Here is a 21,743-nt window from a genome sequence, read left to right on the forward strand (position 1 = left end):
AGATTCAAATTTTTTATGTTGATTCTCTTTCAATTATGCTTGTTTCCAATTCAATGGATTGGAAAACAATTGGTAAGTTATTCTTTTTTAGATTGATTTCATCGAATAGAATAGCGGCTGACCTTCTTCCAATTTCAAAACCGGGTTGGTCAATCGTAGAAAGTTTTGGGGATATTACGCTTGACATAAACCAATTGCTGAAACCTAAAACTGCTATTTGTTGCGGAATGAGAATTCCTACTTCATTAAAGTATTTAATAGTTCCAATGGCCACTAAATCGGTAACGGCAAATATTGCATCAATTTCTGGATGTTCTTCCATCACTTTTTTAGCATTTTCATAACCGTCTTGGAAATCTGCATTGTTTTCACATACAAAAACTAGCGAAGAATCATAAATAATACCGTTATCTTCAAGTGCTTTTTTATATCCTAAAAATCGATCAATTGCATTTTGAGGTAAATAAGAACCTCTAAAATGAGCTATTTTTTTGTATCCCTTTTTTATAAGATAGCAAACAGCATCATAAGCAGCTTTTTTGTCATTAATAGTGACTTTGGAACAATGGACAAGTTTAGCAATTTTATCAAAAAGGACTAACGGTGTATTATGAGAAATAATGGATTTTAAATGATCAAAATCAGCGGTTTCATTAGATAATGACATTAGAATTCCGTCTACTCTTTTATTTATTAGCAGATCAATTTGTTTTTTTTCAAACTCTAATTTCTCATTGGATTGTAAAATAATGACCAAATAATCTCTCTTTTCCGCTTCTTCAAGAATTCCTTTAATTACGTATGAAAAAAAATCATGAACTAGAGTGGGAATTATCAAGCCTATGGTTTTTGATTCTTTCGTTCTTAGATTTACAGCAAAGCTATTTGGAGTATAATTAAGTTTTTGAGCAAGTTCGACTACTGCATTTTTTGTTTTTTCACTGACATCGGAGTACCCTTTCAAAGCTTTTGAAGCGGTAGTAATCGAAATTCCTAATTGTGCGGCTATCTCTTTGAGGGTGGTGTTGTTCATGGTTCAATTCTCTTGTAGTGAAAGCAAAAAACCGCTTCTTGAAAACGAATTTACAATTTATTTATTGTAAATCAATTTTCAAGAAACAGTTTAATTGACTTTTACGATATTTAAAACAGAAAGCTAAATTATGACCAATTCATTGTCAAATATTATGATTTTAGTTCTTTTAGCTTTTCAAATTTCTTTTAAGGATTCATAAAATCATTGATTTCTTTACTTGAAATTTTGGGATTTGCTCCTTCATTCTTAGCAACAATCGCTCCTAAAGCACAAGCAAAATCAATCGCTTCTTGCGGATTTTCTTCGTACAATAGTTTAGAAAGTAAACCAGCTAAAAAGGAATCCCCAGAACCTACAGTGTCTACAACATCAATTTTATAACCGCTATTGTAGTACATTTTTTCATTGTAAAATAACACTGCACCATGGCTTCCTTTGGTTACACAGATGTGTTTTGTGTTGGTCTTTTCAGCAATAAAAAGTATGTTTTGTTCCAATGAATGATAAGGAGAATTCAGGAAAGCACTTATTTCATATAATTCATCATCATTGAATTTTATAAAATCAGACTGCATCATCAGATTAATCAGTATTTCTTTAGTGTAAAAAGGAGCACGTAAGTTCACATCAAAAACAGCGTATTTTGCATAGTTTATGATTTCTAAGAGAGAATTTTGTGAAATAAGATCTCTGCATACAAGACTTCCAAAAACAAGTGCATCGGCTTTTTTGACCATAATTTCGTCTTCCGGAACACATATAATTTTGTCCCAAGCAACAGGATAATTGATGGTGTAGGAAGCAGAACCTTTGTCGTTTAATTGGACAATGACTTGACCAGTGGATAAGTTTTCGTCTATTTGAATTGTATCGGTAGCAACTCCGTTTTTTTTTATGAAATCTAGAAGCTCTTTTCCAATTTCATCATTTCCTACACGACTTATTATTTGTGCATCGATACCAAGTGAGGCCAATCGCAGTGCTACGTTCAATGGTGCTCCTCCAATTTTTTTATGAGTTGGAAACACGTCAAACAAAACTTCTCCGAAACAAATTATTTTTTTTGTCATGATTATTCGTTTTTTGATAGACTTTCAGATAGTTCTTCTAATGTTCTTCCTTTGGTTTCCGGCATTTTTGTAAATACCCAAAGCAATTGGAAAACCATCATGATACAAAAGATGGCAAAAACAGTTGTTGTTCCAATTTCTTTAAACAAAAACGGGATAAATGACGGAATTAAAGCTGCTAAAATCCAGTGGACAGATGTTCCAAAAGAAGTCCCAGCGGCTCTTAGTTTGTTGGGGAATAATTCAGAGATAAATACCCAAATCACGGCTCCTTGTCCTATCGCGTGTGAGGCTATAAACAAGAAGAAAAATAATGGAACTGCCATTCCTTTCCATTCAAAATAAAAAGCCGTAGTCACTAATCCCAAAGAAATGATGTATCCTACAGAGCCCAAATACATCAATGTTTTTCTTCCGTACTTATCAATTAACGAGATTCCAATCATCGTAAAGATCAAATTAATCACTCCAATTCCGATGCTACTCAAGAAAGAAGCTGATTTTTCTAATCCTGCCAGTTCAAAAATTCGAGGTGCGTAATATAAAAAAGCATTGATACCGGAGAGCTGATTGAAAAAGGCAATAAAAAACGCCAACAGTAATGGTTTTCTGTATTTTACCATGAAGATAGATTCGTTTTTTCCTTCGTGAGTAGTTTCTTTTTCGATAGCAGCAATTTCTGCTTCTACTGCGGCGTCACTATTAATTTGTTTCAAAATTGCGACTGCTTTTTCTCTGTCTTTTTTGTATTCTAAAATCCAGCGCGGACTTTCCGGGATTCCAAATACCAAAATTGTGTAAAGAAAGGATGGAAAAGCCTGTATTCCTAACATCCAACGCCAGGCATTTTCTCCAATATCTTGTAAATAATAATTAGAGGTAAAGGCGATTAAAATTCCAAAAACGATATTGAATTGGTATAAAGCGACCAGTTTTCCACGGTCTTTTGCTGGAGCAATTTCAGAGACATAGGTTGGAGCCGCAATAGTGGAGGCTCCAATTCCAATTCCGCCAAGAAATCTGAAAATGGAAAAGATAATAGGATCATTTGCGAAAGCAGTTCCAATGGAAGAAACAAAAAATAGCAATCCTATGATTATTAAAGTCTTTTTCCGACCTAAAATATTCGTTGGAAAAGCGCCAAAAATAGCGCCAATAACCGTTCCCCATAAAGCGGATGACATCACTACCAATCCATGAAACAAATCAGAAGAACCCCATAATTGTTGCAATTGTTTGTCGGCTCCGGAAATTACTACAGTGTCAAATCCAAATAAAAATCCTGCAAATGCTACGACTATGGACCAATAAAGTATTTTTTTGTTGTTCATTATTGTGTTTTTTGGTTAATTATTTTGGTTGTTATAATAGAATTATTCTACCAGATTCCCTTGATTTTAGAAATGGTAAAGTTTTTAATTTCCTGATTCCTATCCGATTTAATGCTGAGTTTGGTGTATGGTTTGTTAGGGAAAATTTGTTCCGTAAAACTGTATACGCCACCGTTCAGAAAAATTTCAATTGAGGACCAATCTACCATGATTTGATAATCAATTGTTTCGGTGGTTATATTTGGAGTTTTGGTTTTGTGAATTTTTTCTCCAAAACTTTTTTCGAAATTTACTATTCCGGAATGGCTTCGGTCTACAGAAAAAGTTTTCAGTTTCGCATCGTAATTAATAACCAAAGAATCCTTTACTTCATTGGAAAAAATTAATTTTAAATTTTCATTTTTAGCATTCAATTGTACTGCTGACTGGTTCAAATAAGGATATTCAAAAGTCGTTTTTTGATTCGCTTTCAGGATTATTTCATCTTTTGTAAATGCTACAGTTTCTTGTTTTTTGAATTGTTCTACAGGAGTGTTTTTCAGGACATAATCGCTATTTATTTTTGCAAGCGAAAGTTCTCTTGGAAGTGTCATCGCACTTCTCCAATTTTTTGTTGGCGTGTCTCTTGCGTAGGACCAGTTACTCATCCAGCCTATAAATATGCGTTTATTATCAGGAGTATTATTGTACGTGACACCTGCGTAATTATCAGCGCCATTGTCAATCCATTTGATGTCTTTTTGGTTGGTTTTAAAACTTTTCCCATCGAAATCACCAATAAAATATTGTGTTCCTGAACCGCCAAGTGGTGCGCCAGGATTAATGCTTATTAGTAAAACCCACTTTTCCTCATTGGAATCGACAATTTTTAATTTGAAAATATCAGGACATTCCCAAACACCGCCGTGCGCTCCCATCTTTTTACCAAATTCACTTTCAAGAGTCCAGTTGATTAGGTTTTTAGAAGTATAAAATTTGGCATGATCTCCGGCAACCAAAACCATATTCCAAAGATTGGTATCGGGATTCCAGAAAACTTTAGGGTCTCTAAAATCTTTTAAACCTGAATTTTTAACAATTGGATTTCCATTGTATTTCATCCAAGTTTCGCCTTCATCCAGACTATAAGCGAGCCCTTGTGTTTGATAATTTGTTTTTCCTGCTTTTTCACCTTCCATATCATGATACGTGAAAATAGCAATCATAGGTGGATTTTCTTTGGTTCCAAGTCCAGAAGTATTTTTTAAATCTACAACTGCACTTCCTGAAAATATCATTCCTAATTTGTCAGGAAACAAAGCGATTTTTTTATTGGTCCAATGAATTAAATCCGTACTTGTTGCGTGTCCCCAATGCATCGGTCCCCAAACAATATCGTCTGGATAATATTGGTAAAACAAATGATAAATACCTTTGTAGAAAACCATTCCGTTGGGGTCATTCATCCATTTTTTTTCTGGAGAAAAATGAAATTGTGGTCTAAAGGGTTCTTTGTATTGCGCCGAGGAATCAGGTTTTATTTTTTCGGATGAGGCAATGGATATAACTTCATTTTGCACTTCTTTTTTACAGGAAAACAAGAGTAAAGAGGCTCCGACTACGAAATAAAAGGGGAGGGTTTTATTTGTGAACTTCATTAAAATAAGGTTTAATTATTATAGTATCTGTATAAAAATAGAATTCTATTTTTTAATTATTCAAAATAGTAGGAGTAAAAACGTTTTAGATTTGCCGAAAACGTTTTCGATTTGTATTCAAGGTAGATTATGTAACTATTCATTATTTTAAGAAATAAATTATATAAGTTTGAAACTATTATAAAAAAATACAACTATGATTTCAACATTTAAGAGTCTGGTCTTTTTGCTTTTAGCGGGTCCAATTGTTTTTGGTCAAACTAAATCAGATGAATGGCATTTACAGGCAAATTCCAGAGAAAATTATTTTGGTGTAGCGATGGCAAATGGTCAAATAGGAATTGTTACCGATGATACGCCTTTAAAAACAAAAGAAATTATTCTGAATGGCGTTTACGACGGAAGTCCCGAAAATGGAATCAGCAGAATTGTGCGCGGAATAGAATTTCTGAATTTGCATTTGAACATCAATAATCAGGAAATCAAGTCGGATAATATTGATAATTGGAGTCAAGTCGTTTCGATGAAAGAGGGAACAAGTACTACTTCATTTTCATTTAAAGATTTAGCAAATATCAATTACACGATTTTGGCCAATAGAGCGATTCCCTTTTCAGCAATGTCAATAGTCGAAATTATTCCTAGCAAGGATATTGAAATTACCGCTAACAATTACATGGTTGTTCCGGATGAATTGAAAGAAGCGAAAAGTCAGTTTCGGGTTTTGAAAGACAATCAGTATTTGATGCCTGTTTTTGGAACAGTGGCAAAAACATTAACTGGGAAATATACCGTAGCGGCTTCAACAACCTTTCTTTTTGACGGCCAAGTAGAAACGTTGAAACAAACTGGAAATGAAGTAGGTTTTACTAAAAAATTACTAAAGGGTAAAAAATACCGTTTTGCTATTGCAGGAGGAATTTGCACGTCAAAGGATGTTACAGATCCATTAAATGAATCCGAAAGGCAGCCTATTTATGCTTTACAAGAAGGAATTGATAAATTATTGAACCGTCACAAGCAAGCTTGGGCTGAACTATGGAAAACAGGTGATATTCAAATTGAAGGAGATTTAGATGCGCAACAACGTGTTCGTTTTGCCTTGTATAATTTATATTCATACATCCGTCCTGATACTAGACAAAGTATTGCACCGATGGGATTGTCGTCGCAAGGATATAACGGACACATTTTTTGGGATACCGAACTTTGGATGTATCCAACGCTTTTGGCACTGCAGCCTGATATGGCGAAATCATGTTTGGATTATCGTTCTGATCGTTTGCAAAAGGCCAAACAAAAAGCATTTATTTATGGATATAAAGGAGCAATGTACCCTTGGGAATCAGATGATACGGGAGAAGAAGCAACACCAACTTGGGCTTTGACTGGGATTTTTGAGCAGCACATTACGGCTGATGTTTCGATCGCATTTTGGAATTATTACGCCTACACGCAAGATAAATCTTGGTTGAAGAAAGAATGGGCAGTTCTAAAAGAAACAGCTGATTTCTGGGTAAGTCGCGTCGTGCAAAATCAGGATGGAAGTTTTTCTATTTTAAATGTAGTTGGTGCTGATGAATATGCGCAACATGTAGATGATAATGCCTTTACAAATGCGTCCGCTATTGAGTCTTTGAAAAACACGATCAAAGCAGCAACAATTTTGGGCGAACCAATAAATCCAAAATGGGCAGCAGTATCGGAGAAATTAGCCATACATACCGAAAAAGGAATAACACAAAATTACAAAGGATATAAAGGGCAAATGATCAAACAAGCGGATGTGAACTTACTAGCATATCCTTTACACGTAATCACAGATAAAGAACAGATAAAAAGAGATTTAGAATATTACGCTGAAAAAATTGATAAAAAGGACGGTCCAGCAATGGCCTCCGGAGTATTGTCTGTTTTGTATGCGCGCTTGGGCGATAGAGAAAAAGCGTATAGTTATTTTGTGAAATCGTATTTGCCAAACAGCCGTCCTCCTTTTGGAGTATTCTCGGAATCAGCCAATAGTAATAATCCTTATTTTGCTACGGGAGCGGGAGCGATGCTTCAGGCGGTTATTTATGGTTTTGGTGGAGTAGAACAAACGGATATGGGACTAAAATACAATAAAGGATTGTTGCCAAAACAATGGAAATCGCTTAAGATTATTGGTCTTGGAGTGGATAATAAAACGATAGAAATTAAGTAATTTTCCAATATTTTATCGGCCACGAATATCAAATTGATCCATTTTGAAAGGATTTAAATTGGTGTCCGTGGCTTTTTTTGTTTGCTATTTTTTAATCGATTGGTCTTTGCTTCTCCTTTGGCAACTCCTTTTAAAAATTTTGTTATTACAGGAGTAGGTCTTCCTTTAATTTAAAAAAATAAAACTAGGTTGCTTTCATTCCTTATTGTGATGATAGAAAGCGTCAAGCTAAAAGAAGAATATAGTTGGTTTAAAAAACAGTTAAAGTCAGAAAGGAGCATTATCGATTCGATTTCTCTTATGTCGAGTTTTTTATTTTTAAATCTCACAAGGGATTACTTTTATTTTTATAGGTTTATACTTGCCAATATAAAAATTTTAAAACGATTTTTTTTACTAAAACACGTTTTGTTATTATGCTATTTTAAGCCTTTAAATTTGGGGGTAAAAAAAGGAATCGCTAATTTTAGCTACTATTTTTTTAATAATTAAAAGTCTTGGGCCCAGATTGTCAATTTGTTGTATTTAACTCAATAATGATGAATAATTCGCAATGATATTTTGTTAAAAGGCTTTTTTTTGATTAATTGCTAATCGATTTGTAATATAATTGCTAATAAAGTGAAGTAATGTGTTTTTTTAGCTCTTATTTTTGTGTTTAATATAATTTTAGTATTAAATTTTTAAGGTATTAATTTTAAAATCGAAAACGTTTTCGGCACAACGAAAACGTTATAGTTTGGTAAAACCTTAATTTTATCATAAAATTATAATTATGTTTGATGTCAATATTTAAACAAACCATTTAAACAAATTATTAACCAACTTATTTATTACGTATGAAAAATAGTCTAATTAAAGGCTTGATGGTGTTTCTAACGATGCTGTGTACAAGTTTGACTTATTCGCAAGATGTGTCAGGTACAGTATCGGATGCCAGTGGTCCACTTCCAGGGGCTTCTGTCTTAGTTAAAGGAACAACAAATGGAGCACAAACTGATTTCGATGGAAAATTTACTATCAAGAATGTTGGCTCAAACGCAGTTTTAGTTTTTAGTTACATTGGTCTTAAAACTCAAGAATTAAATGTAGCAGGAAAAAGCACAGTTAATGTGGTATTAAATGAAGACTCCGCTGAATTAAAGGAAGTGGTAGTTATTGGTTACGGTTCAGTAAGAAAGAAAGATGCTACTGGTGCAGTGGATCAAATTAGTGCAAAAGATTTTGATAATGTTTCTTCTCCGTCGCCTGCCCAAATATTAAGAGGTAAGGTAGCGGGTGTTCAAGTTACACAATCTAGTGGTGAACCAGGTGCTGGTGTAGCAATTAGAGTACGTGGTAACTCCTCTATTCGTTCAGGGAATAGCCCATTAATCGTTATTGATGGAGTTCCTTTAGATGGTGGAAATGTTTCCGGTGGTGGAGATGATTTATTAGGAAGTTCTTCTGCTAAGAATCCATTAAACTTTGTGAATCAAAATGATATAGAAAGTATAAGTGTATTGAAAGATGCCTCTTCAACTGCTATCTATGGTTCTCGTGGATCTAATGGGGTAATTGTAATCACAACTAAAAAAGGAAAATCGAATGTACCACAAATAAATTACAGCTCCTCTGTACAGTTCAGTAAAATGTCAGGTAACCTGGATGTTATGGATGCGAATCAATTTGTTGCTGCTGGTGGTATAGATAAGGGATCTAGAACTTATGATTGGGAAGATGCTGTTTTGAGAAACGGTTTTTCAACTAATCATGATCTATCTTTTGCTAAAACTACAGAAAATTCCAATACTAGAATTTCCTTAGGTGCCTCTAGTACGAATGGTATCGTTAAAAACACAGGATTGGATAAATACAATGCTACTGTTTACAATTCAAATGATTTTTTTGGAGGTGCATTGAAAATAGAGGAAAGAATAATTTATGCTTCTTTGAAAGATGAGGCTACTTTATTGTCTAATAATGCTGGAGCTGTTGGGAATCTTATGGGTGCAGCGCTATACTGGAATCCAACGCTACCAATTTATGCCCCAGACGGATCTTATACCTTTGTAGGAAATGATTATTTGAATCCTGTTCAATTGCTAGATGCATATAAAGATTATACAAACACTAATAAATTATTAGCTAGTATTAATACGACATGGAAAATTAATAGTAAATTAAAATACCAATTCTTATTTGGTATCGAGACGTCAAATTCAAGTAGAAAAAGTCAGTTGTTGCCAACAATTCAAATCACGAATGTTGCTCAAGCAACAGATCCTCAGACTTTAGTTACTAAATATGGACAGGCTAGTATTTCTAACTTGAATAAATTCAATAGAACTTTTGAGCATACCTTGAATTATAACAATGATTTTAGTGATAATTTTAATTTAGATGCATTAGTTGGATATTCATACTACGATTATACGGCAGATGGAAGTACAGCTACGGGTAAAGGGTATAGTCCTTTACAAACGAATTTAATTGACAATATTGAAGGTGGTTTGAGAAATGAATTTAGAGTTAATTCATTCAGAAATAGAGTGGAATTACAGTCTTATTTTGGTAGAGTTAATGCTACTTTGTACAAAAAGTTAATTGTAACGGCTACTTTGCGTGCCGATGGGTCTACTAAACTAGGGGAAAATAACAAATATGATTATTTCCCTTCTGTAGGTATTGCTTACAAAGTGATTGAAGATCAAGAAGGGTTGTTTAATAGTTTCAAAGTTAGAGGAAATTATGGTATCACAGGAAACCAAGAGTTTGCACCTAACTCTGCTATTGCAAGAGCTTCTTATTCACTCGATGGAGGTCTTGGTGAGCAAATCAACGCAAATGAAAATTTAAAATGGGAGACTACTAAATCGTATGGTATCGGTGCTGATTTTGAATTGTTCAACAATAGGTTGACAGGATCTATAGATTATTTCCAAAGGGATACCAAAGATTTAATTTTTCCAGTTCCAGCCGCTTCGTCTCAACCTGGTCCACCAGCACCGCGTTTTGTGAACTTAGCCGGTAACTTAATCAATAAAGGGGTAGAAGTTTCTTTGAATTATAGCGTAATCAATACGCAAGATTTTACATGGGATATTTCAGGTAATGCTTCCTTCTTATCAAACGAAGTAAAAAACTTTCCAGGATTTATCGCTACAGGAGCTTTGAACGGTCAAGGTTTGTCTGGAGCTTATGCTCAGGTAGTTACAACTAATTACCCTGCCTATACTTATTATCTCTATGAGTGGAGAGGGTATGATGCTGATGGGATGTCTATTTATGCAGATGCAGCCGGTAACGATACGGGTTTAGGTACTGCGGATAAAAAATTATTAGACAAACAACCTTTACCTAAAATCAATGTTGGTTTCAATACTTCTTTAGCATACAAAGGCTTCGATGCTAGTGCCTCTTTCTACGGAGCGTTTGGTCATTACATCTATAATAATACAACTAACGCCAATTTTGCTAAAAGTGCATTTAGTGGTGATCCAGGGAAAAACATAACTCTAGAAGTAGCGACATCGCCTCAATCGACAGCGGATGTTTCTGCACCTTCTACTAGGTATTTAGAAAAAGGTGATTTCTTTAGAATGGGTAATTTAACTGTAGGATATACTTTCAAAGGAGATGTAATAGAGAGATTTAAAATGAAATCAGCTCGTTTCTTTGTAAATGCGTCTAATTTATTTATCATCACTAGCTATTCTGGATCTGATCCAGAGGTTGACACAGATAAATCTTTGAATGGAGTGCCTTCGGCAGGTATGGAATACTTATCGTATCCAAGAGAAAAAAGTGTAGCTGTTGGTATTAACGTAACATTTTAATTAATAGAACAATGAAAAGAATAAATATTATAAAAAGCATCTTTTTTGTAAGCACAATCGCGTTAGGCGTAAGTTGCACCAATTTAGATGAAGAAGTATTAGATGGTTTTATTAATAGTGCTGAAGACGGTGGCGCTATTAATACTGCGGCTTTATTGCAATCATCTTATGAAGGATTGCGAAGCTTTGAAACTCAGGGGCAAATGTTTGCTTTGGATGAAATGTCAACAGATGCATTAGTGGGACCAACACGAGGTGGTGACTGGGATGATAATGCTACTTGGAGACAAATTCACGTACACACCTGGGCACCGGATCACAATGAGGTAAGAAATGCATGGAATGCGTTGTTGTCTAATGTTTACAACTGTAGTTTAGTAGTTGAAAATGGTACAGCTGCTGAAGTGCCTCAGGCTCGTTTTTTGAGAGCTTTCTACTATTATAATGTAATTGATTTGTTTGGTCAGGTTCCTTACAGAGAAGCAGGTTCCAAGTTAACAGATGATCCAAAAGTATGGACTAGAACTGAGGCGACTGATTTCGTAATTAGCGAATTAGAAGCTGTGGTTGCTCAACTCCCTGCAAGAACAGTTAATGATGCTAGTTTTGCTAACAAAGATGCAGCGCATTTTCTATTAGCTAAATTGTATTTGAATAAAGGAGTATTTACAGCTGCTGCTCCTGCAGGTCCTTATACATTTGCTGCAGCTGACATGAATAAAGTAATAGGACATATTGATGCAATCAGTAGTAGTTTAGCTTCAGATTATTGGGATAATTTTAAACCTGCGAACAATACTTCACCGGAGATCTTATTTTCGGCTAAGAACATAAGAGGTGGAGCAGGTGGAGGAATTCAATACCACTGGAGAATGTCTATGCATTACAACCAGACTCCGGATGGATGGAATGGTTTCTCTACCGTAGCAGAGTACTACAACAAGTTTAATCCAAATGACAGACGTATCAAAAATGCTGATCCTGCAATTATAGCTGCTTTTGGTAATCCTGTAGGTTTCCAAGTTGGTCAAATGTACAGACCAGGAGGGACAGTTGCTTTGAATGATAGAAGAGGGAATCCATTATTTTTTACTCCAGCAGTAACTCTAATTACAAGCGGAACTACTTTAGAGACGGCTGGTATCAGAATGCAAAAATACATTCCGGATGTAGCTAACATTAATACTCCTGATAATGATTATGTATTCATGCGTTATTCTGATGCTTTGTTAATGAAAGCGGAAGCAATATTAAGAGGCGGTACAGGAAGTGTTGGAACTATTATGACCGACATCGCTGCTAGATCAGGTCAAGCGGCTTCTGCGGCTACTTTGGATGGAGTGTACTTAGAAAGAGGAAAAGAATTGTGGTTAGAAGGATGGAGAAGAAATGATATGATTCGTTTTGGTAAATTCTTAGCAATTAGAGAATTGAAACCTTATGTTTCTGCGGATAAATATATTTTATTTCCAATTCCTGCAGATGCATTGTTTAATGCGAATTTGACACAAAATCCAGGTTACTAAAGATTTGTTTACTATTTATTGTTTTTTGAGTTAGTCATAAAGAGGGTATTTATTACCCTCTTTATTTTATAACTATTTTATTCTTTTTTATACCAATATTATATAAATTAGGCAATTCTAATTCATACAATTCCCTAACTAAAATGCCACAATATAATATGTCAAATCGTTTTGTCTTATTACCCTTAATTATTCTACTTTTTTCCAATTGTTCCAAAGAAAATTCAGAAAATAAAGACACTTTATTTTCCAAATTAGATGCTTCTAAAACAGGAATTAATTTTGTTAATGAAGTAAAGAATGGTGCGGATATGAATATATTCAAATACCGAAACTTTTATAATGGCGGAGGTGTTGCTATTGGTGACATCAACAATGATGGTCTTTCTGATGTGTATTTTACTTCAAATCTTGGAACCAACAAATTATATTTAAATAAAGGAAATTTCGAATTTGAAGATATTTCTAAAAAAGCAGGTGTCGAAGGAACCAAAACTTGGTCTACAGGCGTAGTTATGGTTGATTTAAATGCGGATGGATTCCTTGATATTTATGTGTGTAACGCAGGGAATAGTTTAGGAAATCAACAAAAAAATGAGCTTTTTATCAATAACGGCAATAATACTTTTACTGAAAAAGCAGCTGAATATAATTTGGCTGATACAGGAATTACAACTCATGCAGCCTTTTTTGATTATGATAAAGATGGGGATTTAGATGTTTATATTTTAAACAACAGTTTTATTCCAGTAAGCAGCCTTAATTATTCGAATAAAAGAGATTTAAGAGATAAAGATTGGGATGTAGCCGAAATTCTCAAAGGTGGAGGCGATAAACTATTGCGCAATGATAACGGAAAATTTGTTGACGTCAGTGCTTCAGCGGGTATTTACGGTAGCCTTATTGGCTTTGGACTTGGAGTTACTGTAGGTGATGTAAACGGAGATTTGTATCCGGATATTTATATTTCGAATGATTTTTATGAGCGGGATTATTTATACATCAATAATAAAAACGGAACCTTTACCGAACAAATTCAGGGATGGACATCGCACATCAGTCAATCCTCCATGGGAGCTGATATGGCCGATGTCAACAATGACGGGAAAGCCGATATTTTTGTAACGGATATGTTACCGGAACCGGACGAACGATTAAAAACGACCACAAATTTTGAAAATTATGATTTATTTACCCGAAAAGTAAATCTCGATTTTTATACACAATATATGCAGAACACGCTGCAAATAAATAATGGCAATAATCAATTTCTTGAAATAGCAAATCATGCCGGTGTTGCCAAAACCGACTGGAGTTGGGGCGCTTTATTATTTGATATGGATAATGATGGATACAAAGATATTTACGTTTGTAACGGAATTTATAACGATTTAACGAATCAAGATTTTGTTGATTTTTTTGCTAATGAATTTATGCAAAAAATGGTGGTTACAGGTAAAAAAGAAGAAATTCAAACCATTATCAGTAAAATGCCAAGTACACCAATACCCAATTATGCCTTCAAGAACAACAAAAACCTGACCTTTAGCAATGAAGCGATGAAGTGGGGATTAAATACTCCGAGTTTTTCTAATGGCGCAGCTTATGGCGATTTAGATAATGACGGCGATCTAGATTTGATTGTCAATAATGTTAATATGGAATCTTTCGTCTATCGCAATAATTCAGAGAAAAATAAGAAGAACCATTTTGTAAAAGTTAAATTGAAAGGAGAGGGTCAAAATAAATTTGCTGTTGGTAGTATTGTAGAATTATTCTCAGGAAAGGAAATTCTGAGACAAGAGTTGATTCCTTCTAGAGGTTTTCAATCCTCAATTGATTATGTAATGACTTTTGGAATTGGAACTAAAAAAATTGATTCCTTGCAGGTTATTTGGCCAAATGGAAAATTTCAAACCATTAAAAAAATCGTCAATAATGCTACTATTAATTTGAATATTGTAAATGCCAAAGTAGATTATGTTCCAAAAGTTGTAAAGTCAAAACCCTTGTTTGATGAAAAGAAAACAACTTTTTTAGCACATAAAGAAAATAATTATGTTGATTTTGATTATGAAGGATTAATTTCTAAAATGCTTTCGCAAGAAGGCCCTTCACTTGCCGTTGCGGATATAAATGGTGACGGAAATGAAGATGTGTTTATTGGCGGAGCCAAAGGGCAGGCTGGTAAAATATATTTGAATAATGGGAACGGTAATTTTACTACAACTTCACAGCAAGACTTAGATGTCGATTTTAATTTTGAAGATACGGCAGCCAGTTTTTTTGATGCAGATAATGATGGTGATCTTGATTTGTTAGTAGGTTCAGGTGGAAACGAAAAAGCAGATCAGGCCAATTATATAAACCGTTTGTATTTAAATAACGGTAAAGGAGTTTTTGTAAAAAGTAAAACTAATATGCCAACGACCAATAATAATGTAGCTGTAATTGCTCCTTATGATTTTGATAATGATGGTGACATTGATGTATTTATAGGAAGTCGAAGCGTTCCCGGTGTGTATGGAATTGATCCGAAGCATTTGTTATTGGAAAATGACGGCAAAGGAAATTTCACTAATGTAATTGACAAAAAGGCATTCAAAATTAATACGGTTGGAATGATTACTGATGCCATTTGGGAAGATATTGACAATGATTCCAAAAAGGATTTAATCTTGGTTGGGGATTGGACCGCTCCAATGATTTTCAAAAATACCGGTCGAAGATTGACTGAATATAAATCGAATCTTATTGATTACAAAGGTTTCTGGAATGCAGTGCGTTGTGTGGACTTAAATAATGATGGTAAGAAAGATTTAATTTTGGGTAATAAAGGGACAAATACTCCGTACAAACCAGCTGCTGCAAACCCATTGAAATTGTTTGTCAATGATTTTGATAATAATGGAACTATTGAGCAAATAGCAACTCAATCAATTGAAGGTAAAGATTTGCCAATAAACTTAAAGCAAGAAGTAGCACGACAGATTCCATCGATTAAAAAGAAAAATTTAAGTTACAAGGATTATGCTACCAAGACCTTTCAAGAATTATTTGTCCCGGAAATAGTTAGTAATTCGATACAAAAGACGGTCAATATACAAGAAAGTATCGTTGCAATAAATAAAGGAAATGGTAAATTTGAAATTAAAACACTCCCAAAAGAAGTTCAATTCTCATCTGTAAATTCAATTTGTGTAATGGATGTAAATAGTGACGGAATTTTGGATTTGGTATTGGGAGGAAATCAATACGAATTTAAACCACAGTTTTCGAGATTGGACGCCAATTACGGTAGCGTTCTTCTAGGCAGTAAAAACGGAACTTTTTCCTGGTTGCCTTATAATCAATCTGGTTTCTTCATTAGAGGAGAGGTGAAAAACCTGAAGCTAATTAAAGACAAAAATAAAACGGTATCGATCATAGCGGTTGTTAATGATAATACCCCAAAAATATTTAGACGCAATGAATAATTATTTTAGAATAGGATTGGCTTTATTGCTGTTTAGTAGTTGTTCCAAAAAGGAAGGGAAGTTATTTGAGATGTTGCCTTCGGAGGAAAGCAATATTTTATTTAACAACCAACTTTTGGATTCTAAAAACATTTCCATTTTAGATTACTTGTACTATTACAATGGTGGTGGAGTGGCTCTTGGCGACATTAATAACGATGGTTTAGTTGATATATATTTTACATCTAATCAAGGAAAAAACAAACTGTATTTAAATAAAGGGAACAATAAGTTTGAAGAAATTTCGGCTAAAGCTGGAGTAGAAGGTCAAAGTGATTGGAACGCAGGTACCGTTATGGCTGACGTGAATGGAGACGGTTATCTTGATATTTATGTTTGTGCCGTAGTAGGAATCAATGGTTTCGAAGGTCATAATGAATTATTTATCAATAATAAGGACAACACTTTTACAGAAAGTGCGGCTGAATACGGATTAGATTTAGATAATTACAGCTCTTCGGTAGCATTTTTTGATTATGATTTAGATGGAGATTTAGACATGTATTTATTGAATCACGCCGTACACTCTGAATCCTCTTTTGGTACTGCTTCCGTTCGAAACAAAAGAAGCTATGAGTGTGGAGATAAATTATTTCGCAATGATAACGGAAAATTTGTCGATGTAAGCGAACAGGCAGGAATTTTTGGCGGTGCCAATGGATATGGATTGGGATTGGCAGTTTCTGATTTTAATTTAGATGGTTATCCAGATATCTATGTGGGAAATGATTTTCACGAAGATGATTATTACTATTTAAACAATGGAGACGGAACTTTTACCGAAAGTCTCAAACAGTATTTTGGTCACACCAGTCGTTTTTCTATGGGGGTTGATGTTGCCGATGTGAATCATGATGGTTTTCCTGATATTCTGAGTTTAGATATGCTTCCCGAGGATGAAAAAGTTTTGAAATCTTCTCTTGGAGATGATAATGTACAAATGCTAAAAATGAGAACCGAGAAATTGGGCTATCATTACCAGTACACGAGAAACATGCTACAATTGAATCAGGCTGGAAACCACTTTACCGAAACTGCATTGCTAAGTGGTATTGCAGCAACAGATTGGAGTTGGAGCACTTTATTTGGAGATTATGATCAAGATGGGGAGCAGGATATCTTTGTGAGTAACGGAATTCCAAAGCGTCCAAATGATTTGGACTATGTGAAATATTATTCAAATGATCAAATAAAAAGTAAAATTAACACCACAAAGTTATTGGATAAAGAGGCTTTGAAGCGAATGCCAAAGGGGAATGTAACGAATTATATTTTTCAAGGGGCAACTGATTTACAATTTAAAAACCGCTCGAAGGATTGGATTGAAAATGATTCTATAATATCAAATGGTAGTGGTTATGCTGATCTCGATAATGATGGAGATTTGGATGTAATCACTAATAATACGAATGCTATTGCTTCGGTTTACATCAATAAAACGGATGCGAAAGCAAACTATTTAAAATTGAAACTTCGGTTTACAGGAAAAAATACTTTTGGAATTGGAGCCAAAGTGATTTCGTATTCCAAAGGTAAAAAACAATTTAAGGAATTGCAGACTACCCGAGGATTTCAATCTTCATCAGAACCAATAATCCATTTTGGCTATGGTAAAACAAAACAAATTGATTCATTAGTGGTAGTTTGGCCTGATAAGACCTACCAAACCTTGAAAAATGTTAAAACGGCTCAAACGCTAACTATAAAAGCAAATAAAGAGAGGAAAGCTTTTGATTACAAAAAGTTACATCCTACTGTTTTACCCATTTTCAAAAAGGTAGAAACAGGATTAGGAATCGATTTTACGCATCAGGAAAATGATTATGTCGACTTTTTAGTTCAAAAATTAATTCCGTATCAACGGTCAGATCGAGGTCCTGCAACGGCAATAGGGGATTTAAACGGTGATGGAAAAGAGGATATATTCTTTGGTGGTTCCAAAGGTAAAAAAGCAATGATCTATTTTCAAAATGCTACTGGATTTGTAAAAAACAAAGTTACTGAAATCGAAAAGGATTCTGTTTTTGAAGATGCCTTCGCGGTGATTGGAGATTTCAATAATGATAGATTGAATGATTTGTATGTTGCTTCCGGTGGAGGTGAAAATGCAGCGGACTTACAGGATCGTTTGTATTTGAATAAAAGCAACCAATTTATTAAAGTAGCATTGCCTAAAATAGCACAAAATGGCTCCGTTGTTAAGGCTTTTGATTATGATAATGATGGAGACTTAGACCTTTTTGTGGGTAATAATTCCATAAATAATAGATTTGGTAGCCTTCCAGATGGCTATTTGTTAAACAATAACAAAGGAGTTTTTACGGTGGTCCAAAGCAAAACTTTTGAGAAAATCGGAATGGTTACGGATGCTGTTTTTACTGATTTCAACAAGGATGGAAAAATGGACTTAATTGTAATTGGAGAATGGATGAAACCTACATTTTTCGCAAATAAAAACGGTAAATTTACGGATGTAACAGCAACTGTTTTTCCAGAAAAAAGCAATGGATTATGGCAATCCATAATTCCTTTTGATATCGATCAGGATGGCGATCAAGATTATTTAGTTGGGAATTGGGGTCTGAATTCAAAATTTAAAGCGTCCGCTGATTTTCCAATGAAGATGTATTACGATGATTTTGATATTAATGGAAATTTTGAAACTATTGTTGCTATAGAAAAGGGTGGGAAATACTATACTGCATTAGGGCTGGATGAGTTGGCAGAACAATTTAGTGGAATGCTAAAAAAGAAATTCAATAGTTATAAATCCTTTGCAGGAAAAACACTGGAAGAAGTTTTTGATCCAAAAATGCTTGAAAAAGCAAAATTATATGAAGTACATAATTTGAAATCGGGTTATTTAAGAAACGATAAGGGGAAATTTACTTTTGTTCCCTTTTCTAATAAAATGCAAGTCGCACCAATTACGAGTTTTGTAAAATCTAATTTTGATTCAGATGCCAGAGAAGAAGTTTTTGCTGCTGGAAATTATTTTGGAGTTTCTCCATACCACAGCAGATTTGATGGTTTTTCCGGTGCTTTAATCAAAGATGAAAAAACTATATTTTTAGGCAATCAAATTGGAATTGACTTAACCCAAAAAGCGGTTAGACACCTTGATATTATTACTTTAAATGGCAAAAAATACATGCTGGTTACCATCAACAATAAAAAAGCAGAACTTTACGAAATGCCTTCTGCTAAAAATGGAAATAAAAAGCAACCTACAAATTAATAAAAATGAAAGCAAAAATTTTTAGTATTGCCATAATTAGTCTTCTTTTTATTTCTTGTAAAAAGGAAAAGTCGATTGTCGTTACTACCGATGAATACCATGCTGCAATAGATAATGTTACTCAAATCATGATTCATGATATTTTTTCGCCACCTGTTGCCAGTAGGATTTTTGTGTATCCAAACATTGCGGCTTATGAAATCATGGCTCAAAATAGTAAGACGTATATCAGTCTTCAAAATCAATTGAACGGACTGGATTCTATACCAAAGTTAGATTCGAAAAGCGGTGTGAATCAGCCTTTGGCAGCTCTTGTAGCACACATGGAATTAAGTAAGCAATTAGTTTTCTCAGAGGAAATAGTAGACAAATTCAGAGATAGTTTATATCAAAAATGGACTGATGAAAATGAAGAAGAGTTTATAGTTTCTAAAGAATACGGACTAAAAGTTGCTGAGCGCATCAAGAAATGGATGGCAAAAGACAATTACAAAGAAACTAGAACCATGTCTAAATTTTCGGTTTATGCCAATCAACCAGGAAGATGGCAACCTACACCGCCAGCATACATGGATGCCGTGGAGCCACATTGGGGAGAAATAAGGACTTTGGTTCTCGACTCTGCCGCTCAATTCAAACCAATTCCTGCTTTTGCATTTTCGTTAGATAAAAAATCTCCATTTTTTAAGGAAGTTCAAGAAGTCTATGATATTAGCAAAGAGATGGTTGAAAAAGGAGATAATTCAGAAGAAATTAAAATTGCTCAATTCTGGGATTGTAATCCTTACGTTTCGGTTTCCCAAGGACACATGATGTTTGCCAAAAAGAAAATTACACCAGGAGCTCATTGGATAGGAATTGTAAAAATTGCATCAAAAAAATCAAACGCTGATTTTGCTAAAACAGTTTTTGCCTACACGAAAACCTCGATTGGTATTTTTGAAGGTTTTATCAGTTGTTGGGATCAAAAATTCAAAAGTAATGTAGTGCGTCCGGAAACAGTTATCAATCAAAATATTGATGAAAATTGGAAACCCTTATTGCAGACGCCTCCTTTTCCAGAATATACTAGCGGTCATTCTGTGGTTTCAACATGTTCAGCAATAGTTTTAACCTCAGTTTTTGGAGATAATTTTTCGTACACAGATGACACTGAATTACAGTTTGGGTTGCCAAAAAGAAATTTCGGATCCTTTAACGCCGCCGCCCAGGAAGCGGCTATGAGTCGCTTGTATGGAGGAATTCATTACAGAGCCGCCATTGTAAACGGAATTGATCATGGTAAAACCATAGGAAATTTTATTGTCGAAAAATTAAAGATGATTAAAGAATAATGACAGTCAGAAAAAAAATTATAATAGTTTGTAGTGCGTTTTTATCCTTGTTTTTAATTTGGTATTTATTTGTAAAGAAGACTGATTATTGCATTTCGTTTAAAGTAAATGCAGCTACTGGAACCGTTTTTCAAGGAATTCAGGAATGGTCTGTTCTTCAATTAGAAAAAGAAAAAGAAAAGTATACGATTGTAGAAAAACGAAACTTTGATTTTATCAAACAAGAAATGAAAAAAGGAGCGGTCCAAATGGAATATACGTGGGATATCACCGCTATAAACGATTCGGTGACTAAAGTAAATGTCGGGATAAAAGATAGGAATCATAGTTGGTACAATAAACTAACAGCACCTTTTTTTAATACAGATTTCAAGCAAGAACAAATCAAAAAAGTAATTGATTTTAAGAAAGGTTTGAGCGAACATTTGAAAAATTTTAAAGTAAGAATTGATGGAGAAGGAACTTCCGAAGAAACATTTGTAGCCTACATTAATTTAAAAAGTATTTTGCAAGAAAAAGGACAAACAATGATTCGAAACGATGCAATGATTACCGGTTTTTTGTTTGAAAATAAAATAAAAATTATAGGAAGGCCTTATGTTGAAATTACAAATTGGGATTTAGATCAAGAAACAATCGATTTTAATTATTGTTTTCCAATTGATAAAAACACAAAAATCATTGAGAATGAAGTAGTAAAGTTCAAAACTTTAGCAGCAGTCAAGGGATTGAAAGCAACTTATTTTGGGAATTTCAGAACCTCAGACAGAGCTTGGTTTGCGCTACTGGATTATGCAAAAAAGCACAATATTGCATTGGAAAATAAAGTGTTGGAAAATTTCTTGTCAAATCCTTTTAATGGAGGAAATGAATTGGAATGGGAGACCCGAATAATTGTCCCTTTTGCATCAAAATAGAAAGGTTTTTTAAATTGATTTAAATTATCGAAAACGTTTTCGGGTCTTCCGAAAACGTTTTTGTTTTTATTCTGTTTTTAATTGGCAATTTTAAAATTAAATTTAGAAAAAATTAACA

General features: G+C 34.1%; 11 protein-coding genes. 7 read left to right on the forward strand and 4 right to left on the reverse strand.

The window, feature by feature from the left end; genetic code table 11:
• Nucleotides 1-13: 13 nt before the first annotated feature.
• The 4 genes from E0F91_RS06940 to E0F91_RS06955 form a co-directional block, all read right to left on the reverse strand.
• The gene (locus E0F91_RS06940; RefSeq protein WP_132065592.1) at nt 14-1,033 is read right to left on the reverse strand and encodes a LacI family DNA-binding transcriptional regulator; all 1,020 of its coding nucleotides are present in this window, start codon (nt 1,031-1,033) and stop codon (nt 14-16) included.
• A gap of 188 nt (nt 1,034-1,221) precedes the next feature.
• A complete protein-coding gene (locus E0F91_RS06945; RefSeq protein ID WP_132065593.1) occupies nt 1,222-2,106 on the reverse strand; it encodes a carbohydrate kinase family protein in 885 nt (294 codons plus the stop codon).
• Between the two features lie 2 nt (nt 2,107-2,108).
• The gene (locus E0F91_RS06950) at nt 2,109-3,437 is read right to left on the reverse strand and encodes a sugar porter family MFS transporter (protein WP_132065594.1); all 1,329 of its coding nucleotides are present in this window, start codon (nt 3,435-3,437) and stop codon (nt 2,109-2,111) included.
• Nucleotides 3,438-3,484: 47 nt separating this feature from the next.
• Nucleotides 3,485-5,074, reverse strand: a complete 1,590-nt coding sequence (locus E0F91_RS06955; RefSeq protein WP_132065595.1) for a glycoside hydrolase family 32 protein — start codon at nt 5,072-5,074, stop codon at nt 3,485-3,487.
• A gap of 196 nt (nt 5,075-5,270) precedes the next feature.
• Here E0F91_RS06955 and E0F91_RS06960 point away from each other — a divergent pair, with 196 nt between their 5' ends.
• From E0F91_RS06960 to E0F91_RS06990, 7 genes are all read left to right on the forward strand, one after another.
• Complete coding sequence (locus E0F91_RS06960; protein ID WP_132065596.1) at nt 5,271-7,277, forward strand: kojibiose hydrolase; 2,007 nt, start codon at nt 5,271-5,273, stop codon at nt 7,275-7,277.
• 839 nt (nt 7,278-8,116) lie between these two features.
• Nucleotides 8,117-11,095 (forward strand): SusC/RagA family TonB-linked outer membrane protein, encoded by a 2,979-nt coding sequence (locus tag E0F91_RS06965; RefSeq protein WP_243698857.1) that lies wholly within the window; start codon nt 8,117-8,119, stop codon nt 11,093-11,095.
• A gap of 11 nt (nt 11,096-11,106) precedes the next feature.
• Nucleotides 11,107-12,621: a RagB/SusD family nutrient uptake outer membrane protein gene (locus E0F91_RS06970; protein ID WP_132065597.1), complete on the forward strand. Its 1,515-nt coding sequence runs from the start codon at nt 11,107-11,109 to the stop codon at nt 12,619-12,621.
• A gap of 143 nt (nt 12,622-12,764) precedes the next feature.
• Entirely contained in the window at nt 12,765-16,097 is a 3,333-nt protein-coding gene (locus E0F91_RS06975; protein WP_243698858.1) for a VCBS repeat-containing protein, read from the forward strand.
• A complete protein-coding gene (locus E0F91_RS06980) occupies nt 16,090-19,374 on the forward strand; it encodes a VCBS repeat-containing protein (protein ID WP_132065598.1) in 3,285 nt (1,094 codons plus the stop codon). Before E0F91_RS06975 ends, E0F91_RS06980 begins: the two co-directional genes overlap by 8 nt.
• 5 nt (nt 19,375-19,379) lie before the next feature.
• The gene (locus E0F91_RS06985; protein WP_132065599.1) at nt 19,380-20,708 is read left to right on the forward strand and encodes a vanadium-dependent haloperoxidase; all 1,329 of its coding nucleotides are present in this window, start codon (nt 19,380-19,382) and stop codon (nt 20,706-20,708) included.
• Nucleotides 20,708-21,625 (forward strand): GyrI-like domain-containing protein, encoded by a 918-nt coding sequence (locus tag E0F91_RS06990; protein ID WP_132065600.1) that lies wholly within the window; start codon nt 20,708-20,710, stop codon nt 21,623-21,625. The genes E0F91_RS06985 and E0F91_RS06990 overlap by 1 nt, the downstream gene beginning before the upstream one ends.
• Nucleotides 21,626-21,743: the final 118 nt, after the last annotated feature.

This window comes from Flavobacterium sandaracinum, from assembly GCF_004349135.1.
Taxonomy (GTDB): Bacteria; Bacteroidota; Bacteroidia; order Flavobacteriales; family Flavobacteriaceae; genus Flavobacterium; species Flavobacterium sandaracinum.